Source organism: Streptomyces subrutilus (assembly GCF_001746425.1).
In the GTDB taxonomy this organism is placed as follows: Bacteria; Actinomycetota; Actinomycetes; order Streptomycetales; family Streptomycetaceae; genus Streptomyces; species Streptomyces subrutilus_A.
On record NZ_MEHK01000001.1, the window covers coordinates 363949 to 380418 of the forward strand.

General features: G+C 70.9%; 15 protein-coding genes and 4 pseudogenes. 7 read left to right on the top strand and 12 right to left on the bottom strand.

What is annotated here, in order from left to right; genetic code table 11:
• Positions 1-119: 119 nt before the first annotated feature.
• A pseudogene (locus BGK67_RS02660) lies at positions 120-1028 on the bottom strand (MerR family transcriptional regulator).
• Positions 1029-1606: 578 nt separating this feature from the next.
• Here BGK67_RS02660 and BGK67_RS02665 point away from each other — a divergent pair.
• On the top strand, positions 1607-2920 hold the full coding sequence (locus BGK67_RS02665; protein ID WP_244291116.1) for a hypothetical protein: 1314 nt from the start codon (positions 1607-1609) through the stop codon (positions 2918-2920).
• 52 nt (positions 2921-2972) lie between these two features.
• On the opposite strand, the pseudogene BGK67_RS02670 reads toward BGK67_RS02665, so the two are convergent.
• The 3 genes and pseudogenes from BGK67_RS02670 to BGK67_RS02680 form a co-directional block, all read right to left on the bottom strand.
• Positions 2973-3506, bottom strand: a pseudogene (locus BGK67_RS02670) (NAD(P)/FAD-dependent oxidoreductase); the annotation flags it as partial.
• Positions 3507-3541: 35 nt separating this feature from the next.
• A complete protein-coding gene (locus BGK67_RS02675) occupies positions 3542-3961 on the bottom strand; it encodes an arsenate reductase ArsC (RefSeq protein WP_069918374.1) in 420 nt (139 codons plus the stop codon).
• A 45-nt stretch (positions 3962-4006) separates the two neighbouring features.
• Positions 4007-4282, bottom strand: a pseudogene (locus BGK67_RS02680) (arsenate reductase ArsC); the annotation flags it as partial.
• A 146-nt stretch (positions 4283-4428) separates the two neighbouring features.
• Between BGK67_RS02680 and BGK67_RS02685 the strand changes: the two are divergent.
• The 3 genes from BGK67_RS02685 to BGK67_RS02695 are packed head-to-tail and all read left to right on the top strand — an operon-like array spanning position 4429 to position 6630.
• A complete protein-coding gene (locus BGK67_RS02685; protein ID WP_069918375.1) occupies positions 4429-4743 on the top strand; it encodes an ArsR/SmtB family transcription factor in 315 nt (104 codons plus the stop codon).
• 40 nt (positions 4744-4783) lie between these two features.
• Positions 4784-5575, top strand: coding sequence for an aquaporin (locus tag BGK67_RS02690; protein ID WP_069918376.1), 792 nt, complete (start codon positions 4784-4786; stop codon positions 5573-5575).
• On the top strand, positions 5572-6630 hold the full coding sequence (locus BGK67_RS02695; protein WP_069918377.1) for an ArsO family NAD(P)H-dependent flavin-containing monooxygenase: 1059 nt from the start codon (positions 5572-5574) through the stop codon (positions 6628-6630). The genes BGK67_RS02690 and BGK67_RS02695 overlap by 4 nt, the downstream gene beginning before the upstream one ends.
• A 36-nt stretch (positions 6631-6666) precedes the next feature.
• Here the strand turns inward: BGK67_RS02695 and BGK67_RS02700 are convergent, their stop codons facing one another.
• The gene (locus BGK67_RS02700) at positions 6667-7002 is read right to left on the bottom strand and encodes a YnfA family protein (protein WP_069918378.1); all 336 of its coding nucleotides are present in this window, start codon (positions 7000-7002) and stop codon (positions 6667-6669) included.
• A 75-nt stretch (positions 7003-7077) separates the two neighbouring features.
• The gene (locus tag BGK67_RS40680; protein WP_279628649.1) at positions 7078-7212 is read right to left on the bottom strand and encodes a hypothetical protein; all 135 of its coding nucleotides are present in this window, start codon (positions 7210-7212) and stop codon (positions 7078-7080) included.
• A gap of 148 nt (positions 7213-7360) precedes the next feature.
• Between BGK67_RS40680 and BGK67_RS02705 the strand changes: the two genes are divergently transcribed.
• The 3 genes from BGK67_RS02705 to BGK67_RS02715 all read left to right on the top strand — a co-directional run bounded on the left by BGK67_RS02705 (position 7361) and on the right by BGK67_RS02715 (position 9958).
• Entirely contained in the window at positions 7361-7732 is a 372-nt protein-coding gene (locus tag BGK67_RS02705; RefSeq protein ID WP_347878394.1) for a DUF4118 domain-containing protein, read from the top strand.
• Between the two features lie 214 nt (positions 7733-7946).
• Positions 7947-8864, top strand: a complete 918-nt coding sequence (locus BGK67_RS02710; protein WP_069918380.1) for an SAM-dependent methyltransferase — start codon at positions 7947-7949, stop codon at positions 8862-8864.
• Complete coding sequence (locus tag BGK67_RS02715; protein WP_069918381.1) at positions 8861-9958, top strand: terpene synthase family protein; 1098 nt, start codon at positions 8861-8863, stop codon at positions 9956-9958. Before BGK67_RS02710 ends, BGK67_RS02715 begins: the two co-directional genes overlap by 4 nt.
• A 54-nt stretch (positions 9959-10012) precedes the next feature.
• On the opposite strand, the gene BGK67_RS02720 is transcribed toward BGK67_RS02715, so the two are convergent.
• The 6 genes and pseudogenes from BGK67_RS02720 to BGK67_RS02745 all read right to left on the bottom strand — a co-directional run.
• Positions 10013-11395 (bottom strand): cytochrome P450, encoded by a 1383-nt coding sequence (locus tag BGK67_RS02720; RefSeq protein ID WP_069918382.1) that lies wholly within the window; start codon positions 11393-11395, stop codon positions 10013-10015.
• Positions 11392-12012, bottom strand: a complete 621-nt coding sequence (locus tag BGK67_RS02725) for a GTP-binding protein (protein WP_069918383.1) — start codon at positions 12010-12012, stop codon at positions 11392-11394. Before BGK67_RS02725 ends, BGK67_RS02720 begins: the two co-directional genes overlap by 4 nt.
• The gene (locus BGK67_RS02730; protein ID WP_069918384.1) at positions 11993-12352 is read right to left on the bottom strand and encodes a DUF742 domain-containing protein; all 360 of its coding nucleotides are present in this window, start codon (positions 12350-12352) and stop codon (positions 11993-11995) included. The genes BGK67_RS02725 and BGK67_RS02730 overlap by 20 nt, the downstream gene beginning before the upstream one ends.
• Positions 12349-12753: a roadblock/LC7 domain-containing protein gene (locus BGK67_RS02735; RefSeq protein ID WP_208948645.1), complete on the bottom strand. Its 405-nt coding sequence runs from the start codon at positions 12751-12753 to the stop codon at positions 12349-12351. Before BGK67_RS02735 ends, BGK67_RS02730 begins: the two co-directional genes overlap by 4 nt.
• A 6-nt stretch (positions 12754-12759) precedes the next feature.
• A complete protein-coding gene (locus BGK67_RS02740; RefSeq protein WP_079153962.1) occupies positions 12760-14292 on the bottom strand; it encodes a sensor histidine kinase in 1533 nt (510 codons plus the stop codon).
• Positions 14293-15326: 1034 nt separating this feature from the next.
• A pseudogene (locus tag BGK67_RS02745) lies at positions 15327-16382 on the bottom strand (ISAs1 family transposase); the annotation flags it as partial.
• Positions 16383-16470 lie beyond the last annotated feature (88 nt).

Below are 16470 nucleotides of genomic sequence, written 5' to 3' on the forward strand. Positions count from 1 at the left end.
GTTCCGCGGACTGCGTCGACGACGGACAGCTGCCCGACGGACGCGGCCCGGACGCCCTCGTCCGCCGGGTCGCCGGCGCGAAGTCGGCGGTCTGTTCCGTGCCGAGAACGCGCACCAGGTCAGGTCCGATCCGCGGCGCGCAGGGCCCGCGCCAGCCATTGCAGCTCCTCGGTCGCGTCGGGCGACGCATCCTGCCCGCGCACACGGGCGACGAGCCTGCGGTAGTGCTCCGCTCCTGCCTCGATCCCGGCCTCCAGGCTGCGCAGCACGGCAGCCTGATCGGCTTCACCGAACAGCTCGGACAGCACCTCGGCCGCTGCCGGCCCCTCGGGAGCGACTCCGTCTTTTCTGACCTCCGCGACGGTCTGCACGATCTGCCTGGCCCACCAAATGGACGCGCCGGGGGGACGGCCCTGCCCCGGTACGGGCGTGTTGAGCTCCATCCATGTGCGCAACCGGGCGCGGAGATCGGGATTCCGCGCCAATTCGGCCAGTTCGATCCAGGCGTCGACCTGCTCAGGTGTGGGATCGTCGGGCAATTCGATGCTGTAGGTACGTATGCGGTCGCGCAGGCGCGGGTCGTCCAGGCCGCCGAACACCTCCTCCTTGAACTCGTCGATGATCTGCTTGCGCTCGGCGGCGGAAAGCCGCGCCAACCGGTTCATCAGTGTTGTCTCCTCAACGGTCGAGCCCCGTTTCGCCACGGTGGACAGGACGGCCCGGCTCACCTTGAGTGAGCGGATCTGCGTGTCGAGCGCGGCCACATGCGTGTCGGCGAGTTCGGCGAGCGTGGTGCGGCCGCTGAGGACGCGGCACACGTCGTCGAGCCTGAGCCCCAGTTCCCGCAGGGTGCGGACCAGCTCGACGCGGGCCACGGACTCGGCGTCGTACAACCGGTAGCCGCCCGCGGAGCGGGCCACAGGCGGTACCGCCCCCTCGTCCGATCAGAAGCGCAGGGTACGCACCGGAAGTCCGGTGCGGTGCGCGAGCCGTCCAATGGTGAGCAGGTCGGGGCGTTCGTCGTCCATGAGTAGGATCCTGAACCCTCCGGTGGCTGGAGACTCAAGCGCCTCAGTGCGGTATCTCGTGATGGGGTTGGTGGGAGGCTATGGCGAGGCCCCGGGACAGGGGGGTGTCCCGGGGCCAGGAGTCGCGACCACCGCAAGGGGGGAGCGGTCGTGCACTGACCCGACGATATGGATAAACGATTCAGCAGAGTGTCGGTTACGGCCGGGCGGGCGGTGGTCGACGGCAGCCACGCGCATGGCCACAGCCTGTATACCGATGCCGCCACTCCTGGACGCAGATGGCCACATTCATCGGGACAGCAGGCGAATCCGGGACGCGAAGGGCCTTCTTACCGGTGCGGACTGCCTTGGCTGGAAAGCGCTATCCCAGGTGGGGCGGAGGACCGTGGCGGGCAGACTGGCCGGGAATGGATGGGGAGCGAGCGTAGGGGGGCGTGCGGGATGGGCATACGGGGGCGCGTGGCGGTGGTTCGGTGACGGCTTATCACATCAAGCATCTACCGACCGGAACTCTGCCCGAAGACGGTGTCGGCGTCGGCGTCTGGTCCGTGACTCCGGACGGTGTCGCCTCGCGGTCCGTGTCCAGGAGCGGCGTCGCCACCTGGGCTGTGGCCGACGCCGAACGGTGGCGGAAGGCGGCGGTCCCGACCGTTCTCGCCCCGGCCGTGGGCGGCTGGGTCCTGGCCGTCCTGGTGGCGGCGGCGTACATCCTGCTGTTCGGGCTCTCGTCCGCGTCCGCGGCCTGGCACAGCGGGCCCGGGGACGGGACGGACTGGCGGAGGTATCCGGGGCTGATCCTGCTGACCGCCCTGCCGCTCTGGTATCGGTACGTTCCGGTCGCGGCCATACCGGCGGCTGTGTTCGTCGCGGCGGAAGCGGTTCTGACCCTGGCCCGGCCCGGCGACGTGGACCATCCGGCGAGGGCCGGATGGCTGGTCGTCCTCGCCGCCTGCGCCATCGCGTTCACAGGAGGCTGCCTGCGGCTGCGGGCCCGACGCCGACAGCGGGCCCTGGCCCTCGCCGCTGCGGGAAAGCGCCGCTTCCCCCTGCCCGAAGGCACCCCGGAATCGGACGACCACCGCGGCTACCAGCAGGTCTACTCGGGGCTGGCGCTCTGCCTGCTCGCCGCAGTCATCCTCGCCGAAGGCCTGTTCGGGGGACCGACCGAGTCCGGCACCGCCTACGACGCCGTCGGGCAGCAGGGCATCGGCCTGGTGCTCCTCGTGGCCGGTACGACCTGCTACGGCCGGGGCCAGCTCGCCTACCGGGCGGCCCGGCGGCTGCACGGGGAGCCCCAGCCGGCCCTGATCGTAGGCGTGCGGGCCGGGGCGGACGGGCGCCACTGGGTGTGCGCGGACGCCCGCACCCGCTCGGCAGCACCCCTGATCGCGTACGTTCCCCGCGAGAGCGACACCCGCGACAGGACGCGGCTCCTGGGCAGCGGCTCGGCGTACGGGGTGGGGAACGGGCACCACGACATCGACCCGAAGCACGAGCCCTTCGAAGCGGCCCTGTACGGCACCCTTGCGGAGGGCGACGAAGTCGTCCTCGAATACGCCTGCGTCGAATACCACCGCCACCAGGATATGGGGCGGATGTACGCGACCTTGACCACTGCCCCGCTCCGCCCGGACCGCCGCCACGGGCTGGGCCCGTGGGAACCGGCGGACGGCCCTGCCCGGCAGCGTGAGCGGCTCCGCGAGGAGCGGGAGAGGGCGGAGCGCTCCCGGAAGGAGCAGCGCAAGGCGGAGCAGCGCAAGGCGGAGGAGCGCAAGGCGGAGGAGCGCCGCAGGAACTCGCCGCGCGGCCCGTCGACCCGGGGCCGAGGGAGCGGCGGCTCCCGAAACCGGCACAGCGGGGGCGGCTGCGGGTCGAGCTGCGGGGGCGACTGAGCCAGGGGCGGCCCGCTTCGTGGAGTGGGCCGCCCCTTCCGGTGCGCTCGAGTCAGACTGCCGCCGGTACGCGCTCGTCCCGCGCACGCAGAGCGGCCAGGTAGCGCTCGGCGTCGAGGGCTGCGGCGCAGCCGGTACCGGCTGCGGTGATGGCCTGGCGGTAGGTGTGGTCGACGACGTCGCCGGCGGCGAAGACGCCGGGGACGTTCGTACGGGTCGACGGCGAGGCGACCTGGATGTAGCCCTCCCCGTCCAGGTCGAGCTGGCCGGTGAACAGCTCGGTGCGCGGGTCGTGCCCGATCGCGATGAACAGCCCGGTGGCATCGAGGTCGCGGAGCTCGCCGGTGAAGGTGTCGCGCAGGACGACGCCCGCGAGCATGCCGTCCTTCTCCTTGATCTCGGCGATCTCGCTGTCGAAGGCGAAAGAGATCTTGTCGTCGGTGAACGCCCGGTCCTGCATGACCTTGGAGGCGCGCAGGGCGGAGCGGCGGTGGACGACGGTGACCGACTTCGCGAAGCGGGTGAGGAAGGTGGCCTCTTCCATGGCGGTGTCGCCGCCGCCGACCACGACGACGATGACGTCGCGTACATCGTCCGCCGTGGCGGTCTCGGGCATCGGCGTCAGGCCCGCTTCTTGGCGTCGATCTCGGCGATCAGGCCCTCGATGAGGCCCTTGATCTCGTCGCGGATGGGGCGGACGGCCTCGACGCCCTGGCCGGCCGGGTCCTCGAGCTGCCAGTCGAGGTAGGTCTTGCCGGGGAAGTACGGGCAGGCGTCGCCGCAGCCCATGGTGATGATGTAGTCCGACGCCTGGGCGGCCTCGGTGGTGAGGACCTTCGGCTTCTGGTCGGAGATGTCGATCCCGAGCTCGGCCATCGCGGCCACCGCGGAGGGGTTGATCTGGTCACCGGGTACGGAGCCGGCGGAGCGGACCTCGACGCGGTCTCCGGCGAGGTGGCGCAGGAACCCGGCCGCCATCTGCGAGCGGCCCGCGTTGTGGATGCAGACGAAGAGGACGGAGGCGGCAGGAGCGGAGGACATCTTTTCTTCCTTCGGGTCGGTCGACTGCGGTTCGTACGGGGGAGGTCAGGGGGCGAGCTGCGTGAGCAGCCCGGTGATGTGCGCGTCGATGGCGTCGCGGATGTCGCGAACGTGGGCGATCGGCGCGCCGTCGGGGTCCGGCACGGGCCAGTCGAGGTAGCGGCGGTCGAGGATGACGGGGCAGGCGTCTCCGCAGCCCATCGTGATGACGATGTCGGCGGCCTGGACGACTTCCTCGGTCAGGGGCTTGGGGTGGGCGTCGGACAGTTCCACGCCCGCCTCCGTCAGCACCTGGACGACGTGCGGCTCCACGGCGTCCGCGGGGTCGGTTCCGGGCGGCCCCCGCGGCCAGGCGTTCGTCCCGCAGAAGGGGCGGGAGGGGTGGGGACATGGCGTTCCCGTTCAAAGGAGCCAATAAGGTCAGCTCGGACTGGTGTCAGCCCCAGATGATGTGACAGTATCAGCACATGATGACGTCAGTCGACACTGATTTGATCCGGGTTCTGGCCGACCCGCTCAGGCTCCGGATCGTGACCCTCCTCGCCCGCGAGACGCTCTGCACCACCCACCTCGTGGAGGAGACCGGCGCCAAGCAGACGAACCTCTCCAACCACCTGAAGGTACTCAGAGAGGCCGGGGTCGTGGAGACCGAGCCGTGCGGGCGCTACATCTACTACCGCCTGCGGCCTGAGGTCATCGAAGGCATCGCCGGTCAGTTCGCCGCCCTCGCCCAGACCGCGCGCGCCGGCGCCGAAACGAACCTCAAGCGGTCCTGCCCGTAGCTTTCCGCGCTTTGCCTCACCTGCCCGAGGAGAACCCGTCTTGACCGCCACCGAGCCCCTCGCCGCCCCCGCAGCGGAGAACCCCATAGCCGCCGAAGCGCCCCAGCCCGCACCCGGCGCCACTCCGCCCCGCACCCCGCTGATCGCCCGCGCGGCCGCAGAACTGGTCGGCACCGCGGCCCTGGTCGCGGTCGTGGTCGGCTCCGGCATCCAGGCCACCGAACTCACCGACGACGTCGCCCTGCAGTTGCTGGCCAACTCCACCGCCACCGTCTTCGGCCTCTTCGTCCTGATCACCCTCCTCGGGCCGGTCTCCGGCGCCCACTTCAACCCGGCCGTCACCCTCGCCGAGTGGTGGACTGCCCGCCGCGGCGGCGCCGGCGTCACCGCCCGCGAGCTCACCGTCTACGTGCCCTCCCAGATCGTCGGCGCGATCGCGGGCGCGGTCTTGGCGGACGCGATGTTCGGCGAGCCGCTGGTGAAGTGGTCCACCCACGACCGCTCCGCCGGGAATCTCCTCCTCGGCGAGGTCGTCGCGACCGCCGGCCTGATCCTGCTGATCTTCGGCCTGGCGAAGAGCGACCGCCTGCGCTTCGCACCGGTCGCGGTCGCCTCCTACATCGGCGCCGCGTACTGGTTCACCTCCTCCACTTCCTTCGCGAACCCGGCCGTCACCGTCGGCCGTGCCTTCACCGACACCTTCGCCGGAATCGCCCCGGCCTCCGTGCCCGGTTTCATCGGCATGCAGCTGCTCGGCGTCGTGGTGGGGCTGGCGCTCGTGGCGGTCATCTTCATGCGGCCCAAGACCGAGCAGGACCGGCCGGCGGCATGAGCCGGCGCACGGACGTGGTGGTGATCGGCGGCGGCCAAGCAGGGCTCGCCGCCGGATACCACCTGCGCCGCCTGGGCATCGAGCACGTGATCCTCGACGCCCAGGCGGCGCCCGGCGGGGCCTGGCAGCACGCCTGGGACTCCCTGCGCCTGTTCTCCCCCGCCCAGTACTCCTCCCTGCCCGGCCGGCTCATGCCGCCCCAGCCCGGCCGCCTCTACCCGGACGCCGGGCACGTCGTCGACTACCTCGCCGACTACGAGAAGCGGTACGAACTCCCGCTCCGGCGCGGCGTGTGGGTCGACGCGGTCCATCGCGACGGCGTCTTCCTACGCGTCGAGACGGACTGCGGCGACTGGCAGGCGCGTGCAGTGGTCAGCGCGACCGGCACCTGGACCCGCCCGTTCATCCCTGCCGTCCCCGGCCGCCGCGAATTCAACGGCCGTCAGCTCCACACCGTCCAGTACACGAGCCCGGCCGAGTTCGCCGACCGACGGGTGGTCGTGGTCGGCGGCGGGAACTCCGGCGCCCAGATCGCGGCCGATCTCGCGGGGACGGCGGAGTTGACGTGGGTGACCCAGCGCCCGCCCCGTTATCTCGCGGACGACATCGACGGCCGGGCCCTCTTCGACGCCGCCACCGCCCGCCGCCGCGCCCTGGACGCCGGCCGCACCGACACGGGCGGCGTCGCCTCCCTCGGCGACATCGTGGCCGTCCCGCCCGTACGCGCGGCCCGAGATGCCGGACTCCTGCGGGCCAAGCCGATGTTCACCCGGCTCACCGCCACCGGCGTGGAGTGGGCCGACGGCACCCTCGCGGACACTGACGCGGTCATCTGGTGCACCGGCTTCCGCCCCGCGCTCGCCCCCTTCGCATCCCTGCGCCTGCGCGGCAGCCGGGGCCACATCGCCACCGCCGGCACCCGCGCCGTGGACGAACCGCGCCTGCACCTCCTGGGCTACGGAGACTGGACCGGTCCCGCATCCGCCACTCTGATCGGAGTCGGCCGCCCCGCGCGGGACGCCGCCCGGGAGATCGCCTCGCTGCTCAGCCCCTGAGTCCCAACGCTGCTACGCGAACGCTTCGGGCGCCGTTCAGTGGCTGCGCGGCGCGTACATGATCACGGCCATCCCTGCGAGGCAGACCAAGGCGCCGATGACGTCGTAGCGGTCCGGGCGGTAGCCGTCGGCGACCATGCCCCAGGCGATCGAACCGGCAACGAAGATCCCACCGTAGGCGGCGAGGATGCGGCCGAAGTTGTCGTCGTGCTGCCAGGTCGCCACGACCCCGTAGAGACCGAGGGCGATGACTCCGGCGCCGATCCAGATCCATCCCTTGTGCTCGCGGATGCCCTGCCACACCAGCCAGGCGCCGCCGATCTCGAAGAGCGCGGCGACGACGAACAGGACAACGGAACGAGCGACAGTCATACCGGCCGACCCTACCGGCTGCCCGTGGCGCCGATCTTCAGCGGACCGGCGGACGCCCTGCAGCCGCACCCGCCCTCACCAGCCGTCTTCGGCGAACATGAGCAGGAGCGGCGGCGCCGTGACGGTGAAGATGAGGAACGAGCAGCAGCCGCTCTCGCGGGCCGCCGGGCCGCGCACCGTCTCCTCTACGCCGGGGCCGCCGGTGAGCACGAGGCGGAGCCGGAGCCGGTCCGGCCGGACGGAGCCGACCAGTCCTTGCCGACTCGGGCATCATGGCGGAGGTCTCCAACGGCGGGGGCCGAGGCGAGGGGAGAATCGCGTGGTGCAGTGGAGGCGTCTGAGTTCCGGTATCCGCCCGGTGCCCCACCCTGTCGCGACCCCCTCGGTGTGGGCTGCCGCGGGGATCACGGCCCTCGTCGTGGTGACGGTCCTCAACCATCTCAACGGGCACGGCGACCCCGCCATCGACCTTCTCCTGGTGTCGATGGCCTGCGCCGTACTGAGCACTGGAGCGCGGCTCGTGGCCGCACCGGGCACGGCCCTGGTCTGCTGGCTCGCCCTCAACGGCTTCGCCACACCGCCGATGGGAGAACTGACCTGGTCTTCCGGCTATGACCTGGGCCGCCTCGGATGCCTCCTGGCAGCAGCGAGCACCGGGACCGCCATCGCCCGCGTCGCCCGCGCCCGCGCGGCGTACCGCCGCACGACTCTCCCGGAAGCAGGCTCCTGAGCACCCGACGGGCCCGGCCGAGGACGCCAGCGGCGATCGCGGCGTCCCGCGGTACCGCCGCGTGAACCGATGCCGAGCCGCATTGCTCCAGTGGGCTGACGTGGCGCCCATGAAGTGCCACGATGATCCATGCTTCAACAGTGTGCCGGTCGGGACGCGGTGAGAACCGCAGCGCGTCCCGGACAGAGCCCTACCCCACGAAAGGGCGGACCCCATGCGCGCCACACCACTCGGATCGTCCTTAGGCAGCGACCAGGGCTCAGCCGCGGACGATTCCGTGCGGCTCTACTACAGCCGCAAGACACAGGAGATCCTCCACAAGTACGGCCCGGGCCCCCGCGTGCACTTCCACGTGGGGCTGTACCCCGACGGCCCTCCGGACACCACCGTCTCCCAGAGCACGCTCCAGCAGCGCCTGCTCGACGGGCAGGAGCGGATAGTCGAGCACGCGGCCCGGTCGTGGGGCGCGTACGAGGCGCCTCCCCGGCGGCTGTTGGACATCGGCTGCGGCCTGGGCGGCACGTCGCTCTATTGGGCACAGGAGCACGGGGCCTCGGTCACCAGCCTCACCGTCGTGGCCGAACACATCCCGATCGTGCGGAACTTCGCACGGCAGGCGGGGGTCGAGGAGCGGGTGAGACCCGTACTGGCCGATGTGCACGACCTGGACGAGACCTGTGCGTACGACGCCGTCTACGCCAACGAGAGCAGCGGCTACACCGACCGGGCCCGTCTCTTCGAGGTCGTCGCCAAGGCACTGGAGCCCGGTGGGTGGTTCGGCATGCAGGAGCATTTCGTGGGCCCCTCCGAGTGGCGCGCGTTCATGGACGGCTACTACAGAACGCGACTGGGACGGCGCGGAGAATACCTGGCCGCGGCCGAGGCGGCCGGCCTGGAACTGGTGCGGGACGAGGACGTGACGGACTCGGTGGCCGAGTTCTGGGTGCAGTCCATGGCGTGGAACACCGCCGAGATGGACCGGCTGCGGGCGGGGGCCGGCGCCGTGCCCGGCGCCTGGACCGGCGAACGGCTCGAACAGTCGACGATCGCGCACAGCAGGTTCTTCCGGCTCTGGCGTGACCGCGCGGTGCAGACGCGGCTGCTGCACTTCCGGAACGGGGGCGGCCGATGACCGAGTCGCCGCGCCCCTCCCGCCTGGGTACGCGCCTGCCGCCCTTCTACTGCCCCCTGGAGCGCGACCTCCTCCATCCCGAGGCCAAGCAGGTCGAAGCCCGGGCCGTGGAGTGGCTGGACGCCTTCGGCGTGTATCCCGATCCCGTCGAACGCGCATGGGGTCTCGCCACCCACAGCGCCGACTTCTCCTGCCGCATCATCCCCGACGGGGACGTGGAGGCCCTTCTGCTGTTCGCCGAGTGGAACTACTGGGCCAACGCCGTCGACGACTGGCAGGACTCGGGTTCCGACGAGGTGGGGACGGGTGCCGTCGTCGAACACGGTGCACGTCTGCTGCGGACCATCGAGGACCCGGGGGTGTCGGTGCTGCCCGACGGCCCCATGACCCGCGCGCTGGTGGACTTGGTGGGCCGCACGCATGCCATGCTCACGCCCTATGAGCTGCGCAGGTTCGTCGAGGGGACGCGCGACTGGCTGCTCGGGGCGGCCTGGCGGGCCGCTCAGGCCGAGGCCGGGACCATGCCGGGGCTGAACGACTTCGTCGCCATGGGGCCGTTGGCGAACGGTACCCGTTTCTCGCTGACCTGGTCCGACGTCGCACGCGGGGACCGGTTGCCGGCGGACGTCCTCTGCTCCCCCGCCGTGACGGCGCTGACGGACGCGGCGGGATTCGTCGTCAGCGCGGACAACGACCTCTTCTCCTACGACAAGGACGACCACCTGGTGCCGCAGGAGGTGAATCTCGTCAATGTCCTCGCCCATCAGGAGAACATCTCTCCCGCCGAGGCGGTGCCGCTCGCGGTGGCCCTGCGCGACCGGGTGATGGTCCTGTTCATCAGGCTGCGGGCCCAGCTGGAGGCCGGCGCGGATGGAGAACTGCGCCGCCATCTGGCGGCCTTGGAGCACTACGTGGCCGGCTCCATCACGTGGCAGAGCCGGGCGCCCCGGTACGCGAGTCCGCGCAATCGATATGAACTGCCACTGTGGCAGGCCGAGTTCGAGCTCCGGTTCGCCGACGCCCCCGCCATCGCCGGAATCGAGCCGCCGGACCTGCCGGCTCTCGCATCCTGGTGGCAGCGGGTGCCCGGCTGAGCGATTCGGGGGCCCCGGCCGGTGCGGCCGGGGCCCTCGGCGCGGAGGGCCGGATCAGCGGCGGCCGAACAGCCGGCGCCACCAGCCGCGGCCGGGGCGGCTCACACCTACCGCGGGTGCTGCCGTCGGCTGGGGCGGGATCAGCGCGTGCGGGGGGTGCCCTGACGCCTGTTCGAGCCCGGGCTCGCGGTTCGGTACGGAACGCGGAGCGAACCGTACCGGCAGGGACAGCAGGTGGCGTGACATGAGGGTGCCCCGCCATTGGAGCTCGCTCGCGTCGATCGCGAGGTGGAGGTCGGGCAGCCGGTCCAGCAGGACTTCGATGCCGGTGTCCGCGATGGCGCGTCCGATGTCCTGGCCCGGGCACTCGTGCGGTCCGCTGCTGAAGGCCAGGTGGGAGCGGTTGCCGTGGACGGATTCGTCGGGGTTCGGCCGGATCTGCGGGTCGGCGTTGCCGGCGGCCAGGCCCAGCAGGATCATGTCGCCGGCTTTCACCTGCTGGCCGCCGAGCAGGGTGTCACCGGTGGCCCAGCGCCCGATGATCGTGTTGATCGGCGGATCGTCCCACAGGACTTGCTCCAGCGCGTCGGGCAGCGTCATGTGCCCTCCGGAGAGGCTCGCCCGGAAGCGCGGGTCCGTCAGCACGGTCCGCAGTGTGTTGGCGATCAGGTTGGCGGTGGTCTCGTACGCCGCGATCAATACGACGCGCAGGTGCATCAGCACTTCGGTGTCGCTCAGGTTCGCGGGGTGCTCGATCAGCCAGGAGGCGAGGTCGCGGCCGGGCTTGGCCTTGCGTTCCGCGACGAGTTGTTCCAGCGTGGCAGTGACGTAGCGGTCGCTCTGCAGGGCCGTCTCGGTTCCCTGGAGCATGTCGCGTGCCGCGTTGACCAGCAGCGGTCCGTGTTCGTCCGGTGCCCCGATGAGCTGCGTCATGACCAGCATGGGCAGCTGGTCGGAGAAGGCTGAGACGAGGTCGGCATACCCCTCGCCCGCGATCCGGTCGACCAGCTGGTTGGCGAAGCGGGTCACGTAGCGCCGGATGCCGCGCTTGTCGAAGCGCTCCAGGGACTCCACCACGGCTGCGCGCAGCCGCTCGTGAACGGGCCCGTCGGTGAAGTTGCACACCGGCACCCAGGACACCATGGGGCCGAGCGGGGTGTCGGCCGGGACCCGGCCCTCTCTCATGTCGCGCCAGCCACGGGGGTCGCGGGCGAAGCGCGACGACGTTCGCGCCACGTCCAGGTTCTCCCGGTGGCCGAGGACCAGCCATGCCGGAAGGTCCCCGCTCACCAGCACAGGGGCCACCGGCCCGTACTCGGCTCGCAGCTTCTCGTACAACGCGAGGGGGTCGTTCTGGGCTTCCGTTCCATGGAGCCGGTACAGGCCGCCCGCCCCGTGGGCGGGGCACTCGGGCGGTGGGACGGGGCTGGTACTCACATTGCCTCCTGGGTGGCTGCCTGGGAGTGCAGGTAGCGCATGAGGGTCAGCAGGACGTCGCGGGACGAGTTCCGTCGTCTGGCATCGCAGGCGAGGATCGGTACGGCGGGGGGCAGGTCGAGGGCCTGGCGCAGTTCCTCCAGCGGATGCTCGGGCGCGTCGGGGAAGGAGTTGACGGCCACGACGAACGGGACGCCCCGCTCCTCCAGCCGTCCGATGACATCGAAGCTGGTCTCCAGCCGCCGGGTGTCGAGGAGTACGACCGCGCCGAGCGCGCCCTCGAAGAGCCCGCGCCACAGGAACCAGAAGCGCTCCTGGCCCGGTGTTCCGAACAGGTACAGCACGAGTTCGTCGTTGATGCTGATACGCCCGAAGTCCATGGCCACGGTGGTGGTGATCTTGCGGGCCACGCCCCAGGTGTCGTCGACACCGACGCCTGCCCGGGTCATCGTCTCCTCGGTCGTCAGTGGCTTGATCTCGCTGACCGCACCGACCATTGTCGTCTTGCCCACCCCGAAACCGCCGACGATGACGACTTTCACGGCTGCCGCTGCCGTGTGCGGGAGTGCGTCGGCGGGGCGCGGCCCGGCGGGCGGGTCAGAGCTTCTGGAGTCCATTGATCACTGCCTCGATCAGAGCAAGGTCGGGTAGCTGCGCGGCGGGAATGGGCGGACGGACGTACACGCGCTGGGCGGCCATCAGATCCCCGACCAGCACGGTGACGACGCTCACGGGCAGGCCGGCGTACGCTGCGATCTCGGCCACCGACAGCGGTGACTGGCACATCCGCAGGATGGCCGCCTGCTCGGGCTGCATCTCGGGCCGGGCGGGCCCTTTGGCCACGACGAGGGTCACGAGGTCCAGGTGGACGGCGGTTGAGGGTCCGCTGCGTCCGCCGGTGATGACGTAGAGCCGTTCGGGGCTGCCGTCTTCCCAGCTTGTGGGCGGCTCGTTCACGCGGGCTGCCCGTCATGCCGGGGCGGGCTGCTCAGGTGGTCCCCCATTCGGGTCACCAGATTGCGCATCTGCGCGCCCATCAGGCCCGCGTCGACGCCCTCGTCGGCAAGGACCGCGAGGTATGACCCGTCTCCGGCGGCCATCAGGTAGAAGAATCCGCCGTCCATCTCGATCACGACCAGGCGCATCCGGCCCTCCGAGCGGGGCAGTTCCGCGGCCACCGCTCCGGCGAGGCTCTGCAGGCCCGCGCAGGCGGCCGCCAGGCGGTCGGCCGTGTCGGTCTCTGCTCCGTACTGCGCCACGCAGAGGCCGTCCGCGGACAGTACGATCACGTGCCGCGTCTGCGGCACTCCGGCGGCGAGGTCCTTGAGCATCCAGTCCATGCTGCTTCGCTGAGTCATCACTGCTTACGCCCCTTTGGTCGCTGAGCCCGACGCGCCTTGGGCGCCCTGCGCGTCCTCGCCGGTCTCACCGGACAGTCCGCTGTGGAACGCCTCCAGCCACATCCCGGGGCCGCCGTCGTCCGTCGGATGCGGCTCCGCGGCCGACCGGGTGTCGGTGGTGGTGACACGGTCCTTCCGGCGTCGCTGCGGGAGGCCGGTGGCGGTTCGTACGGAGTCCGGCTCGGCGCCGAGGGGCACGGGTCCGGCCGCCGGAGCCGGTGCCGGCCGGGGGACGGACACACCGGCCGACGAGTGGTCCGCGGGGTGCTCGCGCGGTGTGGCGGCCACTGCCCTGGGCCCCGAGGAGGAGCCGATGCCGTGGGCGAGACCGGTCGCCGCGGACGCCGTGGTGATCAGGTGCTGCGGCACGATGACCACAGCGCGGACGCCGCCGTACGCGGAGGAACGCAGGGACACCTGGAATCCGTACGCCTGCGCCAGTCGGCCGACCACCGCCAGGCCCAGCCTCGGCGTCTCCCCGAGGTCGTTGAGGTCGATGCCGGACTGCGCCTGCGCGAGCATCTTCTCGGCGCGTGCGCGGGCCTCCTCGCTCATGCTCAGGCCGCCGTCCTCGATCTCCACGGCGATGCCCGACTGCACCTCGACGGCGGTGAGGTGGACCCGGGTGTGCGGCGGCGAGTACCGGGTGGCGTTGTCCAGCAGCTCTGCCAGGGTGTGGATCAGCGGCTCCACGATCGGGCCGACGACGGCGACCTCGGAGACCGAGTGGAGTTCCACCCGCTGGTAGTCGATGATCCTCGACATCGCGCCGCGCATCACGCTGTACAAGGTGACGGCCCTGCTCCACTGGCGGCCGGGGCGTGCCCCGCCGAGGACCGAGATGGAGTCGGCGAGCCTGCCGATCAGGGCGGTGCCGTGGTCCAGTCGCAGAAGGTCGCCGAAAACGTCCGGGTTGCGGCCGTGCCGGTCCTCCATCTCACGCAGCTCGTGGGCCTGCTGATGGACGATCGCCTGCACGCGGCGGGCGACGTTCACGAAGGCGCGCTGCGCCGAGTCGCGAAGACTCTCCTCGTTGTCGACCGCGTCGATGACGTGGGCGAGCACGGCCTGCAGGGCGGATCTGAAGCGCGGGGTCAGGGCTTCGTCGTCGCCCCAGCGGTTGCCGTGACCGGCGCGCCCTCCCAGGGAGGTCAACACCTCCTCGGCCAGCTCACCCTTGCGCAGTCGCTCGATGGCCTCGGGCAGCACCGTCGCGGACAGCCGGACCGCCTCGGTCTCCTGCCGTGACAGGGCGTGCTGCAGAGCCGCGACCTCGGCGCTGCGAGCGGCGAGCGCGCGGCCGCGCCGTAGTGCTTCGACCAGCGCCGCCGCGGTGCACGCCGCGCCCACGGCGATCAGGGCAGTGCCCCTCGGTTCCGAGGAGGTGGCAAACGCCGCGACCAGACAAGCGGCGGCCACGGCCGCGATCGCGGGCAGCGTCCGGCTCGTCCCCCCTGCTGCGTGGGAGGTTTCGGGTGGAATGCCTCTTTGCTCCATCGGCGTCCTCGAAATATCGAAAAGAGTGACCTTCTGACCGGTGGGCGGGAGCATAACTAGGCCCAACATCCCGCATGCGGGCTTTTGTTGGAGTTCATCGGACCGGAGGAACCGTTATGCGCCATCGACTGCGCCGAATTCCGGCACCGGCGGGGGCCTGTCCACGGCGGCCGGCGATGCAAGGGCAGGTAGACGGGGTGTCGATCGGTTGGCGACGAGAGGATCCGCACGCACACGGCAATCACTGATGGCCGGATTGCATCGTTCGGGAGTGGTGTCCCGGAGTGAAATGCGCTATGCGCGACGGTGCAGAACCGGCTGCTTCCGCCCGACGGGTGCCGACAGGACGGCAGGGCGGCAGGGCGGCAGCTCCCGGAGCGGAAGAGGGCGACAGCAAAGCCTGGGGCGGTTCTGTACACGCTGTCGATGCCCGCCCGCCCGCTGCCGGCCTGTCGGCCTGTCGGCCTGCCTGCATGCCTGCATGCCTGCATGCCTGCCCAGTGGACGAACCACGTCAACGTCGACGGGAGCCGACACGCGGTACCGAGCGGGAAAGTCCGTCAGCGAACCTGGAGACTTGTCGTCTCCGCCTCGCGGGTGACCGTGCCGGACGTCACTGCCTTCATGAGGGTTCCTTCAGCCCTGTCGCACCCAGACATGACCCCTGCTCTGTCGGGTCAAGGACCCTTGGTCAGGGCGGTGGCGACCAGGTCCGCCGTCTGGGACGGCGTGGTGTGCCCTTTGGTGCTGCTGCTGTCGTCCAGGTCAACGGTGTAGTGGTCATTGAGAGTCACGATGAGTTCGGTAAGCGCGCGATCGAATCCAGTTCCAGTTACTCGAATGTGGTGCTGGGTGAGATGCCAGGGCTTCGGCGTAGTCGGATGATGCCCGGTTTCTGATCATCCGAGGCCGAGGAGCGCGAGCGGTCGTTGGTGGTCGCGAGCGTTGCGGCGGAGGGCGGCAGCGATGTTGGTGACGCCGGAGCGTTTCAGGATGCCGATGGCGAGGTTGCGCCACGTGGCCATCGCCCGGGGTGCGTTGCCGGTCCGCAGTTGGGAGGCGTCCTCGGCGAAGGTGGTGTCGCGGACGTGGTGCAGGGACTCAATGCCCCAGTGGTCGCGGACCAGCCGGGCGAGCCGGGCGGGGGACGCCTGCTCGGCGGTCAGGCTGGTGACGGCGTAGATCGTCTTGACGGTGGTCTTGCCGGTCTTGCGGCAGGTACGGCGGCGCTTGATCTGGATGGCTTGCCGGGCGCCGGGGAACAGCAGCCTGTTCACGGTGGCGACCTTGATCCGGCGGATCTCGCAGCGCCCGTGGCCGGTCTCCGTCGTCCGACCCAGGAGCGGGATGTCCCGCCAGGGAAGCGACTTGAGCTGCTTGCGGAGACTCTTCTGGTTGCCCTTGACGATCACGATGTAGTGGGCCTTCCGGCCGAGGAGGTAGCCGGCGTGCTCGCGTTGGGTGTGCAGCGCGTCGCTGGTGACCACCGTCCCGGCGAGGTCGGCGACGGTGTCGAGCAGGGGCTGGAAGCAGGTGATCTCGTTCGTTTTCTCGCCGACGTCCAGCTGGGCCAGGACCAGGCCGCTGGTGTGCTCCATGGCTGCCAGGAGGTGGATCTTGCGGCCCTTCGCCCTGGCCGCGCCGCGCAGGCTTTTGCCGTCCACCGACACTCCGCGCAGGTCAGCGCCACCGCTCGGTTGCGGGCGGCGGTCGGCGAGCCAGCGGCCGACCGCCCGGTCCAGCGCGTCTGCGTCGAGGCGGGCCAACAGTCGGCGCACGGCGGACTCGGAGGGCGCCAGACGCCGCGGCAGCAGCGGATCGGGCCGGACGCCGAGCTGTTCCAGCACATGGAACGGAGCGTCGGCGATCCACTCACCGACCGCCGCAAGCGAGGTCGCCCCTGCCAGCACCGCGCACGCTGTCAGCGCGAGCACGACCGCCAGCGCATGCCGCACGCCGCGCGGATCGCGCGGGTCGCGCACCTCCGCGAGCCGTTCCAGCAGCCCTGGAACCTCCTGGAGGCCGGGATCGGGCTGCCGGCGGAGCTGGTCAAAGGCGGACGGGATCAGCGATGGTGCGTCGGCAGGCACGGTCTTCCAGTCGGATCACGGGGCGTCGAGAACTCCATGATCTTGGAAGCCGTGCCTGCTTCCGTTCCCGTAGCCACCTGCCCGACAA

What these genes read in the sequence shown, in the direction of transcription:
- BGK67_RS02695 (WP_069918377.1), top strand. Translation starts at nt 5,572, where the DNA reads ATGAGCCGGCGCACGGACGTGGTGGTGATCGGCGGCGGCCAAGCAGGG.
- BGK67_RS02715 (WP_069918381.1), top strand. Translation starts at nt 8,861, where the DNA reads ATGACCGAGTCGCCGCGCCCCTCCCGCCTGGGTACGCGCCTGCCGCCC.
- BGK67_RS02685 (WP_069918375.1), top strand. Translation starts at nt 4,429, where the DNA reads ATGATGACGTCAGTCGACACTGATTTGATCCGGGTTCTGGCCGACCCG.
- BGK67_RS02710 (WP_069918380.1), top strand. Translation starts at nt 7,947, where the DNA reads ATGCGCGCCACACCACTCGGATCGTCCTTAGGCAGCGACCAGGGCTCA.
- BGK67_RS02740 (WP_079153962.1), bottom strand. Translation starts at nt 14,292, where the DNA reads ATGGAGCAAAGAGGCATTCCACCCGAAACCTCCCACGCAGCAGGGGGG.
- BGK67_RS02675 (WP_069918374.1), bottom strand. Translation starts at nt 3,961, where the DNA reads ATGTCCTCCGCTCCTGCCGCCTCCGTCCTCTTCGTCTGCATCCACAAC.
- BGK67_RS02700 (WP_069918378.1), bottom strand. Translation starts at nt 7,002, where the DNA reads ATGACTGTCGCTCGTTCCGTTGTCCTGTTCGTCGTCGCCGCGCTCTTC.
- BGK67_RS02725 (WP_069918383.1), bottom strand. Translation starts at nt 12,012, where the DNA reads ATGGACTCCAGAAGCTCTGACCCGCCCGCCGGGCCGCGCCCCGCCGAC.
- BGK67_RS02735 (WP_208948645.1), bottom strand. Translation starts at nt 12,753, where the DNA reads ATGACTCAGCGAAGCAGCATGGACTGGATGCTCAAGGACCTCGCCGCC.